At 44.9% G+C, this 17,255-nt stretch carries 18 protein-coding genes; all 18 read right to left on the bottom strand.

Annotation, left to right across the window (positions count from 1 at the left end; all coding sequences use genetic code 11):
- Positions 1 to 4: 4 nt before the first annotated feature.
- The gene (ung, locus tag AB5026_RS10630) at positions 5 to 679 is read right to left on the bottom strand and encodes a uracil-DNA glycosylase (protein ID WP_021650805.1); all 675 of its coding nucleotides are present in this window, start codon (positions 677 to 679) and stop codon (positions 5 to 7) included.
- Positions 680 to 700: 21 nt separating this feature from the next.
- Positions 701 to 1,459: an imidazole glycerol phosphate synthase subunit HisF gene (hisF, locus tag AB5026_RS10625; protein WP_059085355.1), complete on the bottom strand. Its 759-nt coding sequence runs from the start codon at positions 1,457 to 1,459 to the stop codon at positions 701 to 703.
- A 2-nt stretch (positions 1,460 to 1,461) separates the two neighbouring features.
- The gene (gene hisH / locus AB5026_RS10620) at positions 1,462 to 2,091 is read right to left on the bottom strand and encodes an imidazole glycerol phosphate synthase subunit HisH (protein ID WP_118368452.1); all 630 of its coding nucleotides are present in this window, start codon (positions 2,089 to 2,091) and stop codon (positions 1,462 to 1,464) included.
- Positions 2,092 to 2,237: 146 nt separating this feature from the next.
- Entirely contained in the window at positions 2,238 to 3,755 is a 1,518-nt protein-coding gene (locus AB5026_RS10615) for a cell wall metabolism sensor histidine kinase WalK (RefSeq protein ID WP_022426553.1), read from the bottom strand.
- On the bottom strand, positions 3,752 to 4,432 hold the full coding sequence (locus AB5026_RS10610) for a response regulator transcription factor (RefSeq protein WP_368213299.1): 681 nt from the start codon (positions 4,430 to 4,432) through the stop codon (positions 3,752 to 3,754). Before AB5026_RS10610 ends, AB5026_RS10615 begins: the two co-directional genes overlap by 4 nt.
- 224 nt (positions 4,433 to 4,656) lie before the next feature.
- Positions 4,657 to 5,523: a phosphatidylserine decarboxylase gene (locus AB5026_RS10605; RefSeq protein ID WP_368213297.1), complete on the bottom strand. Its 867-nt coding sequence runs from the start codon at positions 5,521 to 5,523 to the stop codon at positions 4,657 to 4,659.
- A complete protein-coding gene (locus AB5026_RS10600) occupies positions 5,520 to 6,203 on the bottom strand; it encodes a phosphatidylcholine/phosphatidylserine synthase (protein ID WP_021650799.1) in 684 nt (227 codons plus the stop codon). Before AB5026_RS10600 ends, AB5026_RS10605 begins: the two co-directional genes overlap by 4 nt.
- Before the next feature lie 110 nt (positions 6,204 to 6,313).
- Positions 6,314 to 7,336: a YbhN family protein gene (locus AB5026_RS10595; protein ID WP_289000258.1), complete on the bottom strand. Its 1,023-nt coding sequence runs from the start codon at positions 7,334 to 7,336 to the stop codon at positions 6,314 to 6,316.
- Entirely contained in the window at positions 7,336 to 8,034 is a 699-nt protein-coding gene (locus AB5026_RS10590; RefSeq protein WP_368213295.1) for a phosphatase PAP2 family protein, read from the bottom strand. Before AB5026_RS10590 ends, AB5026_RS10595 begins: the two co-directional genes overlap by 1 nt.
- A 324-nt stretch (positions 8,035 to 8,358) precedes the next feature.
- The gene (locus AB5026_RS10585) at positions 8,359 to 9,006 is read right to left on the bottom strand and encodes an L-rhamnose mutarotase (protein ID WP_015526977.1); all 648 of its coding nucleotides are present in this window, start codon (positions 9,004 to 9,006) and stop codon (positions 8,359 to 8,361) included.
- A 360-nt stretch (positions 9,007 to 9,366) separates the two neighbouring features.
- Entirely contained in the window at positions 9,367 to 10,290 is a 924-nt protein-coding gene (locus AB5026_RS10580) for an AEC family transporter (RefSeq protein ID WP_015526976.1), read from the bottom strand.
- 21 nt (positions 10,291 to 10,311) lie between these two features.
- On the bottom strand, positions 10,312 to 11,499 hold the full coding sequence (locus AB5026_RS10575; RefSeq protein ID WP_368213294.1) for a S41 family peptidase: 1,188 nt from the start codon (positions 11,497 to 11,499) through the stop codon (positions 10,312 to 10,314).
- Positions 11,500 to 11,671: 172 nt separating this feature from the next.
- The gene (gene ftsX / locus AB5026_RS10570; protein WP_015526973.1) at positions 11,672 to 12,577 is read right to left on the bottom strand and encodes a permease-like cell division protein FtsX; all 906 of its coding nucleotides are present in this window, start codon (positions 12,575 to 12,577) and stop codon (positions 11,672 to 11,674) included.
- Positions 12,567 to 13,250, bottom strand: coding sequence for a cell division ATP-binding protein FtsE (gene ftsE, locus AB5026_RS10565; protein ID WP_015526972.1), 684 nt, complete (start codon positions 13,248 to 13,250; stop codon positions 12,567 to 12,569). The genes ftsX and ftsE overlap by 11 nt, the downstream gene beginning before the upstream one ends.
- Positions 13,251 to 13,859: 609 nt before the next feature.
- Positions 13,860 to 14,951, bottom strand: coding sequence for a CdaR family transcriptional regulator (locus AB5026_RS10560; RefSeq protein WP_015526970.1), 1,092 nt, complete (start codon positions 14,949 to 14,951; stop codon positions 13,860 to 13,862).
- A 136-nt stretch (positions 14,952 to 15,087) separates the two neighbouring features.
- On the bottom strand, positions 15,088 to 15,957 hold the full coding sequence (locus AB5026_RS10555) for a YitT family protein (RefSeq protein ID WP_022426731.1): 870 nt from the start codon (positions 15,955 to 15,957) through the stop codon (positions 15,088 to 15,090).
- A gap of 191 nt (positions 15,958 to 16,148) precedes the next feature.
- Positions 16,149 to 16,523, bottom strand: a complete 375-nt coding sequence (locus tag AB5026_RS10550; RefSeq protein ID WP_021650789.1) for a PqqD family protein — start codon at positions 16,521 to 16,523, stop codon at positions 16,149 to 16,151.
- On the bottom strand, positions 16,523 to 17,255 hold a 733-nt coding region (locus tag AB5026_RS10545; protein ID WP_368213292.1), incomplete at its 5' end, for an OPT/YSL family transporter. The genes AB5026_RS10550 and AB5026_RS10545, both read right to left, overlap by 1 nt.

Genomic DNA, 17,255 nt, shown 5'->3' with positions numbered 1-17,255 from the left:
TAACTTAAATATTCTCAATCTGCCAGTCAACAGGTTCTACCCCATTGGCTTTCAAAAATTCATTAGCCTTGCTGAAATGCTTGCATCCGAAAAATCCCCGGTAGGCAGAAAGGGGACTTGGATGTGGTGCTTCCAGGATCAGATGCTTCGGATTATGAAGCATGGATGCCTTCATCTGAGCAGGCCGCCCCCAGAGAAGAAACACGATCGGGCGATCCTCCTGGTCCAGGATCCGGATGGCCGCATCAGTAAACTGTTCCCAGCCGATCCCTCTGTGGGAATTGGCCTGATGTGCACGTACAGTCAGCACTGTGTTCAAAAGAAGCACGCCCTGCTTTGCCCATTTTTCCAGATTACCGTTGTTTGGGATATAACATCCCATATCATCCTCAAGTTCCTTATAAATATTCACCAGAGATGGCGGTGTTTCCACACCTTTTTTTACGGAAAAGCAAAGCCCATGAGCCTGTCCGTCATTGTGATAGGGGTCCTGTCCCAGGATCACAACCTTTACCTGATGCAGAGGCGTAAAATGAAACGCATTGAACATATCTTCCGGCGGCGGAAAAATCTTTCTTGTTCTGTATTCTGTCATCACGGTTTTATAAAGTTTGGCATAGTAGGGCTGATGAAACTCACCTTTCAGTGCCTCCTGCCAGTCTCCTGCTATAGGAGCCATATCTATCACCTCTCATCTAACTTATCTTCTCACGGAAATTCCTTTTTCCGCAAGGTAATCCTTCACTTCCCGGATCTCAAGCTCTTTGTAGTGGAACAGAGATGCTGCCAGTGCCGCATCTGCTCCGCCTTCTGTCAGTGCATCATAAAAATGCTCCAGGGTTCCGGCACCACCGGAGGCGATCACCGGGATGGAAACCGCATCTGCAACGGCTCTTGTAAGTTCAATATCATACCCGGCCTTGGTTCCGTCACAGTCCATGCTGGTAAGAAGGATCTCACCTGCGCCAAGTTCTTCCACCTTCTTTGCCCATTCAAGAGCATCAATACCGGTATCCAGTCTTCCGCCATGTTTGTAGATATTCCAGCCGCCATCCTGTCTTCTCTTGGCATCAATGGCAACTACTACACACTGGCTTCCGAATTTCTGTGCGGCCTCATGGATCAGCTCCGGACGGTCGATAGCTGCGGAATTTACAGAAATCTTATCTGCACCTTCACGGAGAAGCTTCCGGAAATCATCTACGGTACGGATTCCTCCGCCTACGGTAAACGGGATAAATACGTTGGCTGCAACAGCTCTTACCATATCCACCACGGTATCACGCTCCTCGCAGGAGGCAGTGATATCAAGAAAAACAAGCTCGTCCGCACCGGCTGCATCGTAAGCTTTGGCAATTTCCACCGGATCTCCGGCATCCTTAAGATCAACAAAATTCACGCCTTTTACTACACGTCCTTTATTTACATCCAGACATGGAATGATTCTTTTTGTAAACATGATTATGCCTCCTTTCCGGTGCCTGACTCAAGTGCCGCAAAATTCTCAAGGATCTTCAAGCCCCACCGGCTGCTTTTTTCCGGATGGAACTGACACGCAAATACATTTCCCTTCTCCACAGACGCATGGATGCATGTGCTGTACTGAGTGGTCGCTTTCACGATCTCTTCCTCCTCTGCCTGAAGATAATAGGAATGTACAAAGTAAACGTAGGTGTTTTCCGGAATACCCTTAAATAATCTTCCGCTGTTCTGAATATGCAGGGAATTCCAGCCCATATGCGGAATCTTCAGTCCCGTACTTGGCGGGATGCGCAGGATTTTCCCCTTCAGGATTCCAAGACCTTCCACTCCCGGTGTCTCATCACTGCTCTCAAAAAGCAGCTGCAGTCCCAGGCATATCCCAAGAAAGGGCGTTCCCTTTTCCACGATCTCATGTATTACCGGAACAAGTCCGTATTTTTTGAGATTTTCCATAGCATCACCAAAGCTTCCAACCCCCGGAAGGATTACTTTATCTGCTTTCAGAAGCACCTGGGGATCTCTTGAGACGACAGTCTCCTGTCCCAGATACTGAAGTGCTTTTTCCACACTTTTGATGTTTCCTGCATCATAGTCAATGATTCCTATCATAATAATGCTTCCTCCTGCTCTTTTGTATCTCGATATTCCTCTCTCACCTTCGATTTACATTGCTTTAGTATAACGCAAAAACAGGCGGTTGCAAAGACTTTTCTCTGCTGCCGCCCATTTTTTCACATTATCACGGTAAAGTTTTATTATTTCCGGTCCAGTGTAAACCAGAATTCCACGCCATTATCAAAGTTCTGCACGCCATATTCCTGGTTCATGCTTTCCATAATGGCCTTTACAATGGATAAACCGATACCGCTTCCGCCGTATTCCCTGGTTCTCGCTTTATCAACTTTATAAAATTTATTCCAGAGATTCGGTACATCTGCCTCAGGGATCGGAGTCCCTGTGTTAAACACACTGATCTTCACACGGTTACCCTCATCCTGCAGCTTGATCTCGATTTCTTTCTCTCCCTCCAGATGGTTCAGGGCATTGCTTACATAGTTTGTCACAACCTCTTCGATCTTAAACTCATCGGCCCATACATAAACCGGCTTCTCCGCCTCAAAGATCACTTTTGCATTCTTCTGCCCGATCATGATATTCATGGTCTGAAGCACGCCGCGGATCAGGGATACGATATCAAACCGCTCCATTACAACTGCATCTTTGCCGGATTCCAGCTGATTCAGTGTGAGAAGATTTTTTACCAGTTTATTCATCTTGGAGGCTTCATCCATAATGACATCGCAATAGAACTCTCTGCTCTCAGGATCATCAGAAATATTTTCTTTTAAGCCTTCTGCATAGCCCTGGATCAGGGCAATGGGAGTTTTCAGTTCATGGGACACGTTATCCAGAAATTCCTTTCGCATCTTGTCGATCTTGATCTTGTCCTCAATGTCACGCTGCAGTTCATTATTTGCAGATTTCAGTTCACTGATGGTAGTCTCCAGCTGTGAGGACATCCGGTTGAAATTATCTCCCAGAACATCGATCTCATTGCCGACCTTGCTCTCGTATTTTGCCTCAAAATCCAGATCTGACATTTTTCTTGAAAGTTCCGTAAGCTCACTGATGGGACGGGTGATCCTCCTGGTCACGACCATAATGACCAGACCACTTAAGATTATGATCATCAGACCTACCGCAAAGTAAAACTTATTGGAAATATCAGCGCTCTCCCGGATGCTCTCAAGGGGTGTCCTTATGATAAAATAATGTTCCTCATCCAGCTGTCCCCAGCATTCCACATAATCCATTCCCGCAAAACGGTCATGCGACTGCTGGATGGTATAATTGTCACCCTGCTTCAAGGTCCGGCTCTTATCTCCGTCCTCATCCAGATCATAGACATATCCGAACAGCTTGCTCTGAAGCATTTTTTCATTTTCGCCCCAGGAAAGCCAGCTGGTATTGCTGCTGTCAATGATAACCCAGGAAAGATTGTTTCTGGAGCAGGCTCTCTGGATCTCATCGGGAATACTCTCCATACCTTTCGAGCTGTTGCTATTCATCATCTTGTCAATATCTGTATTTTCCAGAGTTGTTCGGAGATTCAGAAGTACATCGATCTTTTTTGTCACATAATATTTTTCAAGAAAGGCTCCGTTGATCACGGTAATAGTCAGAATGGATAAAAACAGCAAACCGATAAAATATGCTGTGATCTGATGGCGGAGACTGTGGATCTTTTTTATTTTTTCCTTCGGTTTTTTCATTCTCCTACCTCAAACTTATAGCCCATCCCCCAGACTGTCTTGATATACTCGCCCTTATCGCCCATTTTACTTCTCAGTTTTTTGACATGAGTATCAATGGTTCTGGCATCTCCGAAATAATCATAATTCCACACAGAATTCAGGATCTTTTCTCTGGAAAGAGCGATTCCCTCATTCTCCAGAAAATAAGTCAGAAGCTCAAATTCCTTGAAGCTCAGATCCATCGGTTTATCATCTACCGTTGCCTGATGCGCTGCCTTGTCAATGACAATCCCACCTGCTAAAAGTATCTCATCCGGGTTGCTCTGTCCCGTTCTTCGAAGAATGGCTTCTACACGTGCTACAAGGATCTTGGGGCTGAAGGGTTTGGAGATATATTCGTCCACCCCGAGTTCAAATCCCAGAAGCTCATCACGCTCATCTCCTCTTGCTGTCAGCATAATGATGGGAACCTTGGAATTTTTGCGGATCTCACGACATACTTCCCAGCCATCCATCTTCGGCATCATCACATCCAGGATCAGAAGCGCAATGTCCTTTTCTTTATAAAAAATATCCATGGCCTCCTCACCGTCACCGGCTTCCAGTACCTGGAAATTCTTTTTGGTGAGAAAATCCTTTACCAGTTTTCTCATTCTGCTCTCGTCATCTACTACAAGAATTTTTAATGCATCCATTCTATCTTCCTCCGTTTCTCAGTCGCTGTTCCGGACAGCTGCTGACAGCCCGAAATGCTCTGTATCATCCCTCTTTACAAAAAGCTGAGCTTTTACTTCCGGTTCATTCTAAAGCGGATATTTCCATTCCGCTTTGCTACTGCTCATAATATATCACAGGTTTGTGTTGTGTGTGTGAACGTAATTTCATTTTTTTAATTTTATCCGCAAAAAAGGAGAACCCTCTAAAAGGATTCTCCGATCTTTTCTCCCATGAATACTCTTGTTTCAATTCCTTCACGGGAATTGTTTAAAATATCTTCATCCGGCTTTACCGCATTTTTTTCGGTGATCAGCACAATGGTGGAGCCGCCGAAAGCAAAATTCCCTTTTTCGTCTCCCCGTTTCACAAATGCTTTCCCTGGCCGGTTTTCGATCCTTCCGACAAGAAGAGCCCCTACCTCCATCATCAGCACGGTACGGAAATTCTCTGTTTTCAAAAGAGAATACTCTCTGCTGTTTTCCTTGTAGATCGGATAGGCATCGTTGGCCACGGGGTTGACTGTATGCAGGATCCCCGGGATCCTGATGCGTCCGGACTCCGCCGCATTGTCCAGATAAATATATCTGTGATAATCCTGAACACAGAGACGAAGCACCCACACATAGCCACCCTGATATCTTTTTCCAAGAGAAGGATTCCTGAGAAGCTCCTCTATGGTATATTCGGTCTGTTTGATCTGAAGACGGGCTTTTTCATCTACCGGATACACACTCACCCTGCAGTCACAGGGACTGATAAAATGTCCCGGTTCCATATCAATATGGCGGGCACCCTCCCGGATCTTCCGCTTGAAAAAATCATTGTAAGAGATGTATTTACGCTTTTCATAATCACTCATATCCAGATGATTGAACCGAATAAAGGGTTTCACCGCTGCTGCCGAAAGCCTGGAATCCAGAAGCTTTCCCATGGCAATGGAAACAACAGGAGTGACCAGCGGCCGGATCAGCATGCGTCCGGCTACAGAACCGTAGATTTTTTCCAGAAGGTTGTTCTGAAAGGAATCCTCCTCTGTAATATGCCCCATTCTGTCCGCTGTCCGGATCATAGATTACCACCTCTCTCCATGGAAAGTTTATAGAGATAATTGAACTTCCACCATCCTTCGTTGTAGAAAAGTACAAGAAGAACTGCCACAGCAACTACCGCAACAATGATCACCAGCTCCCTGTTGGTGGGCTTACGGAATTTAAAATCCAGGATAAACAGAAGTCCTACCGTCAGCATTGCGATATGAAGGAGCACCACAAACCATTTATACTCCGGAAAAAGCAGGGATACCACAAACAGAAGCGGCAGGACCACAGACATGGATGTGATGGGAAGTCCCTGATAATATTTTCGGTTTTCGGAGGTTTCATTCTGACGTTTTTCCTCCATAACATTGAAGTATGCCAGACGGATCAGGCCTGCCAGACCGTAAAATAAAAGAATAGCTATTCCGTAAATATGACACATTCCAAGCTTAAATCCCAGCACAATGGGAAGGATCCCGAAACAGACGATATCTGCAAGGGAATCGATCTGGATCCCGAAGCATTTCTCTTCCTCCGTTCTGTTCTTCTTAGTTCTTGCGATCTTTCCGTCAAACATATCGCACAGTCCGGAAAATGCAAGACAGCACACCGCTGCTGAAATATGGTCCGTCACAGCGCAGAAGATTCCGATCATGGAAGAAACTACGCTTATGTAAGTCATTATTACCGTATAATCATAAAATCCTATCATTTGCACACCTCTTTTTTCTTTTTCATGTCAGGCTATATTCACAGTCCCACAGGGGACTTACCTGATCTGGGTCAAGCAGATCTCCGCGATCTGCATTCGATCAAATCTTTTCAGGATTCCTTTTTTCCGATAGTGAGCTGAGCCACCGCAGTAAACACCGCACTAATCAGCAGCTCTCCGTAATATCCCAGCCCTCTGCTAAGTACCATTCCCGGAAGCAGCAGGCCACCGAATACCGGACTGAAAATGGTAAGAAACAAAGTCTCACTGATTCCCATTCCTCCCGGAAGCGGCAGCATATCCACAGATACCGATATCACTGCCTGGAGAAAAAGGATATCCCAGAAACCGGTTCCATGGAGTCCAAAAGCCTGATATACAAACCAGGTTACTGCAAACAGTGCCATACGCTGGATAAAAGTGATCCCTATCACTTTAACGATCACCAGCGGATTATTCTTCAGATATGCCGCAGTATTTCGGTAAGTATCCATGGAAGCTTCCAGTTTTTTCAGCCGTCCCTCTTTTTTCCTCATCAGATGAAACCGTTCCAGAAGCTTCATGCCCTTCATCAGGATCGCTTTTGCCAAAAGCGGATGAAATACCAGAATGGTCATAAAAGTGACACAGAAGATATTCAGCATCAGCCCCAGATAAAACACCGGCAGGATTCCTTCCAGATATTTGTGAAGAAATCCTCTTCCGAAAATCGCGATTCCAATACCGATCACCACAAGCACCAGCTTATAGGTAATCGTCACGATCATCAGGATCACCGTTGACACCGGAATGGAAATCTTCTCTTTTTTCATATAGTAGATCTGCATGGGCTGTCCGCCGCTGGCAGATGGTGTGATACAGCTGAAAAAGAATCCTACAGACGAAAACAGAAAGCAGGTTCTTTTTTTCAGATGGATCCCGCTGGAACGCATCATATACCAGATAATGATGGATTCCCCCCAGATAAAAAATGCTACCAGTGCAATTCCCGGAAGCAGCCACCGTTTATCTGCCCTATGTATGGCATCCATCATGGAAGACAGGTCTTCTCCATGAAAAACGCCGTAGATAGTCAGGGCAAAAACTACTGCCAGGAACACTCCGTTAAATATGATCTTTTTTCTGCTCTTCATCACTTGACACCTTCTGTATAGCTGTTGATCTTCTTTTCAATTTTAGTTCCAAACCGTTCATAAATATGCCAGAGTTTTGTTTTCTGTCCCAGAATAAAGCATAACTGAGCCAGGATCACGCCACCTGCCACATCCACAAGTACATGCTGCTTGGTAAAAATGGTAGACAGAAAAACCAGCACAGCCAGTGTAAACGATACCCCCTTATACCATGTCGGAATTCTTTTCTGATCCTTGATCCCCAGAAAACAGAACCAGCTTACCAGACAATGGATAGATGGAAACAGGTTATCTGCCGCATCAATGGAATACAGCCAGCCGGCCAGCAGATCCCAGATTCCGTTTCCTTCGATCACCGGTCTTGTATTGGTAGTGGGATATGCCAGAAATATGATCAGACACACACAACGGGATATAATATCCGCAGTAAAAAAACGGTAAACCTGTTCCCGCTCCTGCCTTGCCGCAAGGATATAATTCACTGCCCAGAATACATAACAGCCAAAATAGATAATCAAAAACTGCGGCACAAACGGGAGCCGCAGATCAAGATTACTTTCTATATTGTGATGATACCAACCGCCTGCGATCGCCCTTGAACCGGAATATACAAGACAGTTAAATACAAATGAAAAAACAAGGGGAAAAAGCCCGTACGCAGGTACGATCCCTGTTACATATTTCCAAAAACATTTCATAAATTCACGCCTCATTATTTTATTGATATCAGGAATAAAACATATTCTTCTCCTGCTAACATCTGCTAGTCACAGTATAACAGTCGGGGCGTACGGTTTCAACTAAATATGGAAAGTTTAAGAATTGTTAAGATTTGAGTTCAGTTATTTTTTCTTTTTTGTTCATACTTTTTTCAGAATGACGTCACAGAATGACCACAAAATATGAGTATATTATTAGATGTGCAAAGGGTACTACCTTTGATAACACTTTTTTCTTTTTCATACTGCCGGGGCTACCTCCAAACAAAGCCCCGGCCTCCTTCCTTTTTATTTTCCCATTTTTTAATTATGCCATGCAAGACGTACACTGGACGGATGTACTTCTTTTGTCATCCAGTCCACATCGTTGGTGATCCAGTCCATGATCCCGAGCTGGCGTGTCTCCCATGCGATGGTTGCCTCTCTTGCTTCCGGTGTTTCTTCCACTTCCATGGTTGTGTCGATCTCATCATATCCAAAAATATATCCGCCCGCACTCCAGATACTGAAGTTGCTGTCCGGGCCCGGATCTATTGTTTCGCCTCTCTGCGCCACAAGTCCGTCATGACGAGCTTTATATTCTTCCTCACAGCCGTCTTTTAATTTTGTCATGAACATTCTGTGGCGGATCAGCTCTTTGTTTTCTCTCACAACACCAAAATTATGATACATCAGGCGCATGTCTTTTCCAGGAGTAGAGATCCAGGTAAAGGTATCTCCGATCTTTTCAGTCAATGCTGCCTTTACTTTCTCCTCTTCCGGAGAGATCACCTCTCCGTCTGCATTTTCGTAATATCCGAAGATCAGGTCTGCCGCATTCCAGATGCTGAAATTATGAATGCCGTTACGGTCAAGATATGCAGTAAGCTCCGGCCAGATCTCGCCTAAGGTCTTACGGTAATCATTCATTTTTCCTTCTTTTACTTTCATTGCAAAAGCATGTCGTTCCATTTATGCTATCCTCCTGTTTTGATGATCCTGTGCTATGTTTTCCACTATGAGCAGATATAGTTCTTCTGCTCTCATATGATTTGATTCTATCACTTTTATTTTGTTTTTACAATTATGAGGGTAGGATTTCCGATCACTGTTCACAGGTAATGTTACTGTTCACTCCGTTCTCAGCAACACGCTTCGCGATGCACAGGATTTATGCTAATCGCATAAATCCGCGCGGTATGTCTCGGGTTTTCTGTGACCTTCGCTCACAAAAAACACCTCGCGGAATATTACCAGTGAACAGTAACCAGATAATATTCCGCAAAGCATGTTGCCTGACACAAAGTTATCCGTAACGATTCCCTGAGATGCTCAGGCAAGATACAACATGACCATCAGTGGCATGGTTATGATACTTACCAGCGTTGTCATTACATTGATGGTGCTGGCATAGACCGGGTCCTGATCGTAGAGCTGTGCCAGCTGTACAATCGTTGTTGCCGACGGTGTGATCACTGCCATCAGACTGATAAGCAGAATGGTTTTTCCATCCTTTACCATTGAAGCCAAGGGCAGATACTTCAAAAACAACAGTATGAGCAGCGGAGTCACCACCATTTTCAAGATCGTGATCAGATAGATCCTGGAATGGCTGAAAATATCTTTCCATTTTACCTCCGTCATGGTCATTCCAAGCATGATCATACATACAGGTCCCAGGGTGGCTGAAATCTGGCTCATGGTGTTTCCAAGAATCACCGGCAATCTGATCTGCGTGAAGAACAGAACGATTCCAAGGATAATAGCGATCAAATTGATGTTGCAGAGGATTTTTTTCCAGTTGATGCCGGCCTTCGCCTCCATCAGTGACTGTCCGTGGGTCCACATCAGGATCATCTGCACACTCAGGAAAGCACTGGCATAGATCACCCATTTTTCACCAAGGACTACCGTTACAAGAGGGATCACCAGATTTCCGGAATTGGAATAGATGATGGATTCTTTTTCTACCACACTTAATTTCAGTGGCTTGCCGATGATCTGTACAAATACCAGAAGAAAAATATGGATCAGGATGGCCGCTGCCACTGCCAGAAGGAAGCCATTTCGGATGCTTCTGGAATATTCGATCTGAAAAGCATTGATCATTACGCAGGGCATGATGATGTAGATACAGATGACTGAAAGTGTCCTGCTGCTTTTTGCATCGATAAGTCCGCATTTTACCACTGTAAATCCACAGGACATCATCAGAAAAAATACGATGATCTGCTGCAATAATTGTAAAGTTATCATTTTTTCTCCCCTCCGAACGCGTCAGCTCTGTCCGATCTCTTTCAGGGCTGTCTGAAGCTGCGTGTCTTCTTTATGTGTAAGTTCTGTCCAGTCTGTGATGTCTCCGGAAAGCTCTGCTTCCACATCCGGAGTGATTCCTTTTTTGTTGATATCATTGCCCTTTGGCGTAAAATATTTTGCGATGGTGATCTTTACCGCACTGCCATCGGTAAGAGGCTGGATGGTCTGCACCACGCCCTTCCCATAGGTAGTTGTTCCTACAATCGTTCCAATCCCGTAGTCCTTTACCGCCCCCGCAAAGATCTCCGATGCACTGGCACTGTTTCCGTTTACCAGAACAGCCAGCGGCATGTCCAGTTCATTTTTTCCGTCGCAGGTCTCCTCTTCCCTCTTTCCGTTTTTGTCCTCTGTATAGACGATCAACCCTTTCGGAAGAATCTGGCGTAGCACGCCGCAGACTGCAGTAAGAAGACCGCCCGGATTATCACGGAGATCCACAACCAGCTTCTTCATTCCCTGTTCCTTCAGATCTGCAAATGCTTTTTTATACTGATCGCTGGTCACCTCAGAAAATTCGGAGATCCGGATATAGCCGGTGTCTTCGGAAAGCATCTCATGGGAAACGGTCTGGATCTCCACATCCCGGATCTCCACTTTAACATCCCGGGGTTTCTCTTCGTTTTCCCGCTGTATGGTCAGCATTACGGAATCTTTCTCACTGTCACGGACCATGGAAGCAATATCTGAAGTTTCTTTGTCTGTAACATCAGCTCCATCTACTGCCTTGATCACATCTCCCTTTTTCAGTCCCGCCTGTTCTCCAGGACCACCCTCATAAAGCTGTATGATCTTTGCCCCTCCGGTGTCATCCTTCTGAAGAACGGCACCGATCCCTACGTAGGAGCCTTCATTGGAAGTATTCAGCTCTTTATACTGTTCTGCAGTGTAATAGGTGGAGTACGGATCCTTCAGGCCGGCAAGCAGGCCAGCATAAAGCCCCTCACGCAGGCTGCTTTCGTCTTTTTCATCCAGATATTCTTCATCGATCAGTTCTTCCAGGTAATTCAGCTTCTGAACCGTTTTCACATCGGAAAGCGCATTGCCTTTTGGAAACAGTACTTTCTGATAGCTGGTAAAAACAGCGCCTGTCACAACCAGCGTTGCTGCCACTCCAATGGCTATACCTTTTTTGAATTCTTTATTTTTCATATTTTTCCTTTCTTCTGCACAGCCGGCAAAGCCGATAAGATCACAGATTTTCTGTACTCCTCTGTGCGCCGTTCGGTTTCTATATACCGAAAACGGCTGCCGATATTCCGACAGCCGCTGTATATCTTATGATCACACATCATGCGGATACATAAGATTCTCTGCTATTTGGTTATACTCTGAGATGTTTTCTTGTTGTGAAAAAGCTTCCCAAAAGACCGATTCCCACACCAAGTCCAAGTCCCATGGGAACCAGACCCTCATAAATCTGCCAGATTGGAATGAAATCCACGATTCCTGTCAATACATTGAATTTTGTCAGAATAAACTCTACAGCGGAATTATACAGGAAAAACAGGCAGATCAGCGGTATAGCCGCACCGATCACACCGAGGATCATACCTTCCAGAAGGAATGGCAGTCGTACAAAAGCATCTGTAGCTCCTATGTATTTCATAATTCCGATTTCTTCCTTGCGGACAGAAATACCCATAGATACTGTATTGCTGATCAAGAATATGGAAATGATCAAAAGGATTGCGATCACGGCAATCGACACATAAGAAACCAGCTTGTTAATGGAACCAAGTGTCCTGGATGCCTGTTCAGACTGATTTACCTTCCGGACATGTTCCAGTCCCTGGATATAATTCACCAGTTCTGTCTGCTTGGTAATATCATTAAGATATACCTGATAATTGGATGAATTGGCAAGAGGGTTATCATCTTTAAATCCATCTGCCGCATCTTCATCTCCAAAATATTTCTGTTTGTATTCTTCCCATGCCTGATCTGCGGACTGATAGTCCATCCTGGCCACTTCCGGCCTGGACTGAATAGCATCGCCGATCGCCTGGATTTCTTCCTCTGAAGTGCCCTCATCAAAGAATACTGTGATCGGTACTTCTTCTTCCACCTTATGGGCAATATTACCGACGTTGTTCACGATGGAATAGAAAATGCCTACCAGAAAAATGCAGGCTGCCATCGTGATGATACATGCCAGGGAAAACATCCAGTTTCTTTTTATATTCTTAAAGCCCTGCTTCAGGGTATACCAGATCGTACTAGGCCTCATGATATCCTCCCTCTTTCTCATCGCTGATGATCTTGCCGTTGTGCATGGTGACTACTCGCTTGCGCATGGCATTGACGATGTCCTTATTGTGGGTAACTACCAGAACTGTGGTTCCTCTGTCATTGATCTGCTCCATCAGAGCCATGATCTCTTCAGAGGTTTTCGGATCCAGGTTTCCGGTCGGCTCATCTGCCAGAAGGATGTCTGGGCGGTTTACCAGTGCTCTGGCAAGAGCAACTCTCTGCTGCTCACCACCGGAAAGCTCATCCGGGTATGCCTTATACTTTCCTGCAAGTCCTACCTCCTGGAGAACCTCCGGCACACGTTTGCGTATCACACGGGTAGGTCTTCCTATGACACGCTGCGCAAATGCTACATTCTCATATACATTACGGTCTTTTAAAAGACGGAAATCCTGAAATACTACCCCAAGCTTTCTGCGATACTTGGCAACGCGTCTGTGTTTCATCTTCTCCAGACGTTCCCCGCTGACTGTGATCGTTCCACTGGTAGAATCCAGTTCTTTCATCAGCAGCTTGATCAGTGTGGATTTACCGGAGCCACTGCTTCCTACTACAAATACGAATTCCCCTTTATCAACATGTAAGTTCGCATGATTCACAGCCGGAAGACCCGGGCCGTAAGATTTGCTCACATCTACAAGATCGATCATATATATCCTCCTCTATATTATAAAAGCATAATTTTCTTAATTTTTTTGTAACATTATTGTAATATATTTTCTGTTTAAATGCAAGAATAAATTTCCCGTGCCCTACAACTGTTACTGTTCACGTTACTGTTCACTCCGTTCTCAGTAACACGCTTCGCGATGCACAGAATTTATGCTGATCGCATAAATTCGCGCGATATGTCTCGGGTTTTCTGTGGCCTTCGCTCACAAAAAACACCTCGCGGGACATTACCAGTGAACAGTAACCTGTTCACTCCATTCTCAGTAATGCGCTCCGCGGAATATTACCAGTGAACAGTAAGCAACAGCCCTCTTCAAATTATTTATTTTAACGTAAAAATACCAAAATTACAATAGAGTTATGGATGTTATCTGTGAAGTTCATGTGAATTCGTTACTGCTCACTCCGTTCTCAGTAACACACTTCGTGAATGCTTCCAAACAGGAGGGACATTTACAACAATATTCCATGATGAAAAACGCTCATACAAAAACTGCCACCTATTCCGGGAAGGAATAAGCGGCAGTTTAAAAGTTCTAATATGTTGCCTTAATATATCAAACTATCATCCTGCATTCCGAATGCTATTAGTACTCTAATGTCTCCATATATTTCATATATCGAACAACCATCAGCGCGATCTTAAATGTAATGGCATCCTCAAACACTCTCAAATCAAGACCTGTACTCTTCTGGAGTTTATCCAGACGATATACCAGCGTATTTCTGTGGATATACAGCTGACGTGAAGTTTCAGATACGTTCAGACTGTTCTCAAAGAATTTATCGATAGTGACAAGTGTCTCCTCATCGAAATCGTCCGGAGATTTGTTGTCAAAGATCTCGCGGATAAACATCTTACACAGAGGAATAGGCAGCTGATAGATCAGGCGTCCGATTCCAAGTGAGCTATATGCGATAACTTCCCTGTCTCCGAAGAAGATCTTGCCTACATCAAGGGCCATACGCGCTTCCTTGTAGGAACGTGAAACTTCTTTCAACTCATTGACAATGGTACCGTATGCCATGTGGACATCCTCACCATCTTTATTCAGATCCAGAGTATCCATAATCGTATGAGCCAGCTTATCCATCTCCGGATAGCCCTCTCCCTCTTCCAGTTCCTTGACTATAATGATGCTCTTCTCATCAACAGCAGTGATAAAATCTCTGCTCTTTCCGCCAAAAAGGCTTTTCACGCTCTCTACAGAGCTGTGATCTTTCTCCTGGTTCAGTTCCAGGATCATAACTACACGACGGACATCTGCTTCAATATGAAGCTTCTTCGCTCTGTTGTAAATATCCACCAGAAGAAGATTATCAAGAAGAAGATTCTTGATAAAGCTGTCTTTGTCAAAACGCTCCTTGTACGCAACGATCAGATTCTGGATCTGGAAGGCTGCAAGCTTGCCTACCATATAAGTATCCTCATCATCTCCGTGGGCTACCAGGACATATTCCAACTGATAATCATCACAGACCTTAAAGTACTGAAATCCCTTGACAAGCTGGCTGTCCGCCTGGGATTCTACAAAAGCCTGGATATCTGCCGGCTGGATCTCAAAATCAGAAAAGGTAGACGCAAGTACCTTGCCGTCTGTGTCAATGACACAAAATTCCGTCCTTGATATTTCTTTAAGTCCCTCGAGCGTATTCTGTAACACCTGATTCGATATCATTCCGTTCAATCCCTTCTCACTTATGTGTATGCTTATCTTCTGTCTTTCCCTCTCTATCTATGGCTATTTTAATACAAAATCACCAAAAATGAAAGAGTAAAACTGAAAAAATTTACAAATTTTTGTTGAAATCCGCCTAATTTTTCTCTATAAAACCTTCTCCATGAACTTCTCTTGCATCGGAAACGATCACAAAAGCGTTGGGATCAATATCATCTACCAGCTCTTTCAGCTTCACAATTTCCTTTTTGTTTACCACACAGAAGATGATCGTCTTCTCCTGACCGGAATACATCCCCTTGCCACAGATCCCTGTCGCTCCGCGATCCAGGTCTTCCATAATGACTCTGGCAACCTCATCCGGCTTCTCCGTGACGATAAATGTCTGTTTGGAAAACTTCAGACCTTCGATCAGACTGTCGGATACTTTTGTTACCAGATAAACCGCAATGATGGCATACAGGGCCCGCTGGATACCGAACACATACATTCCTACGATCACAATAAGCCCATCAATAAACTGCATGATCTGTGCGATGGAATAATGACGCATATACTTCTGGATCAGTGCTGCCATCATATCCGTTCCGCCTGTGGTTCCCTGTCCAAGGAAAACCATTCCAATGCCGATTCCTAGGATCACACCACCGTATACAGCAGCCAGAAGGAGATCATCTCCCGCAATATTCCACACCGGCTGAATGGCAAGCCAGGTTGAGAGGGAGATCTCACCGACCAGAGCTTTTTTTACAAAGGAAAAGCCTTTGATCCGCCATCCCAGAAAAAACAGCGGAATGTTCAGCGTGATATTGGTAAGCCACAGCGGAACCCCGCCATCTATGATCTCACCGGTCCAGTGCTTCACCAGGATCGCTATACCGGAAAAGCCGCCTGTTACCAGCCCGGTTGCATCAAAAACGGAATTGATGGCAAGTGCCATCAGCCCGGTTCCTACTATGATCAGAAGATAATCCAGATACCAGTCCTTTTTTTTCACAAGACTCATAAAGTGCTCCTTTCATTTTTTACAGCAATTCCCGGAATTTCTGTCTTGAAATGTCCTCAATATTTCTATTCCGCTGTGAAAATTCCGAAAATGCTATAGTATCATATGACAACTGCATCAGTTTCCCGCACTGACGTGTCATAAAAAGAACGGGACCGTACACTATTCTGCGTCCGTTCCCGTTCTCCATGCTATTTTTCTGTCTTTTTATTTATAAAATGAACAAATTCATAGCTTTCCATTATCTGAAAGTATTTTACGATTCTCGGATAAAGCGGTTCTGCCTTATCTCCGAAATGCTCTTTCACCAGCAGGGCAAGCTCCTGCACGGTTTTGGCTCCATCGATCTCAGGCCAGATAAAAGTTCCCATTTCATCAAGATGAACCTTGGAAAACCTTGGCTTGCCAAAAACCTTCTGCGCGATGGTATTGAACATACCCTTATTCTCTATCTCAAGAATGATCCGCTGCTTCAGGTCCCGGTGCCACCGGATCGACTGGTTTGTTTCCGGGATCAGATCAAGATAGTTGATATCCTGTTTCTTATCCTTTTTGTTTTTTCTCATCAGGCTTTCTTCTTTCTCCAGATAGAGAATTTAAGCAGTGACAGGATCATGATGATCATCAGCACAACACCGCCGATATTTCCAAGGTTTACAACGCCGGACATATCAAGACTGATACCGACAACTGCAAAGATCGCAAGAAGAATTCCAACAAGACCCTCGCCGGCGATCATACCAGCACAGTACAGAGTACCATCTGTGGCCTGAGCTGTCTTGGTTTTTTCGTCAACACCTTTTCTGCTGTCAAGTAATCCACGAACGATACCACCGATCATGATGGTTGCGTTCAGGTAGATTGGAAGGTAAAGACCGATTGCGAAAGGCATTACCGGGATACGGAGGATCTCAAGGCAGATTGCAAGGAATACACCTACAAATACAAGTCCCCATGGAAGGTTTCCGCCCATGATTCCCTCAACGATCATCTTCATAAGCTGAGCCTGTGGCGCAGGGATCTCTGCTGTACCGTAGCCCCATGCTGCATCCAGAAGATACAGAACACCGCCGATAGCAAGACCGGAAACAACAACACCGAGCATCTCGCCCATCTGCTGCTTCTTAGGTGTAGCACCGAGAAGGTATCCTGTCTTAAGGTCCTGAGAGGTATCACCGGCGATCGCTGCGATGATACAGATAACAGAACCAACAGCGATCGCTGCTGTCATTCCGTCGATACCTGTTTTACCGGAGCTCTTGATCGCAAATGTAGCAATCAGAAGAGTAGCGATAGCC

The organism is Blautia sp. RTP21359st1_E11_RTP21359_211015, from assembly GCF_040910705.1.
In the GTDB taxonomy this organism is placed as follows: domain Bacteria; phylum Bacillota; class Clostridia; order Lachnospirales; family Lachnospiraceae; genus Blautia_A; species Blautia_A fusiformis.
This window is presented reverse-complemented; position numbering and strand designations above follow the sequence as displayed.

Excerpts from the sequence above, each read along its gene's own strand:
- AB5026_RS10555 (WP_022426731.1), bottom strand. The coding sequence starts at position 15,957 with ATGAGTCTTGTGAAAAAAAAGGACTGGTATCTGGATTATCTTCTGATC.
- ftsE (WP_015526972.1), bottom strand. The coding sequence starts at position 13,250 with ATGATCGATCTTGTAGATGTGAGCAAATCTTACGGCCCGGGTCTTCCG.
- AB5026_RS10550 (WP_021650789.1), bottom strand. The coding sequence starts at position 16,523 with ATGAGAAAAAACAAAAAGGATAAGAAACAGGATATCAACTATCTTGAT.
- AB5026_RS10600 (WP_021650799.1), bottom strand. The coding sequence starts at position 6,203 with ATGATAGGATTTTATGATTATACGGTAATAATGACTTACATAAGCGTA.
- AB5026_RS10610 (WP_368213299.1), bottom strand. The coding sequence starts at position 4,432 with ATGGATGCATTAAAAATTCTTGTAGTAGATGACGAGAGCAGAATGAGA.
- ftsX (WP_015526973.1), bottom strand. The coding sequence starts at position 12,577 with ATGAGGCCTAGTACGATCTGGTATACCCTGAAGCAGGGCTTTAAGAAT.
- AB5026_RS10585 (WP_015526977.1), bottom strand. The coding sequence starts at position 9,006 with ATGGAACGACATGCTTTTGCAATGAAAGTAAAAGAAGGAAAAATGAAT.
- AB5026_RS10615 (WP_022426553.1), bottom strand. The coding sequence starts at position 3,755 with ATGAAAAAACCGAAGGAAAAAATAAAAAAGATCCACAGTCTCCGCCAT.
- AB5026_RS10575 (WP_368213294.1), bottom strand. The coding sequence starts at position 11,499 with ATGAAAAATAAAGAATTCAAAAAAGGTATAGCCATTGGAGTGGCAGCA.
- AB5026_RS10560 (WP_015526970.1), bottom strand. The coding sequence starts at position 14,951 with ATGATATCGAATCAGGTGTTACAGAATACGCTCGAGGGACTTAAAGAA.
- AB5026_RS10590 (WP_368213295.1), bottom strand. The coding sequence starts at position 8,034 with ATGAAATGTTTTTGGAAATATGTAACAGGGATCGTACCTGCGTACGGG.
- AB5026_RS10605 (WP_368213297.1), bottom strand. The coding sequence starts at position 5,523 with ATGATCCGGACAGCGGACAGAATGGGGCATATTACAGAGGAGGATTCC.
- AB5026_RS10580 (WP_015526976.1), bottom strand. The coding sequence starts at position 10,290 with ATGATAACTTTACAATTATTGCAGCAGATCATCGTATTTTTTCTGATG.
- hisF (WP_059085355.1), bottom strand. The coding sequence starts at position 1,459 with ATGTTTACAAAAAGAATCATTCCATGTCTGGATGTAAATAAAGGACGT.
- ung (WP_021650805.1), bottom strand. The coding sequence starts at position 679 with ATGGCTCCTATAGCAGGAGACTGGCAGGAGGCACTGAAAGGTGAGTTT.
- hisH (WP_118368452.1), bottom strand. The coding sequence starts at position 2,091 with ATGATAGGAATCATTGACTATGATGCAGGAAACATCAAAAGTGTGGAA.
- AB5026_RS10595 (WP_289000258.1), bottom strand. The coding sequence starts at position 7,336 with ATGAAGAGCAGAAAAAAGATCATATTTAACGGAGTGTTCCTGGCAGTA.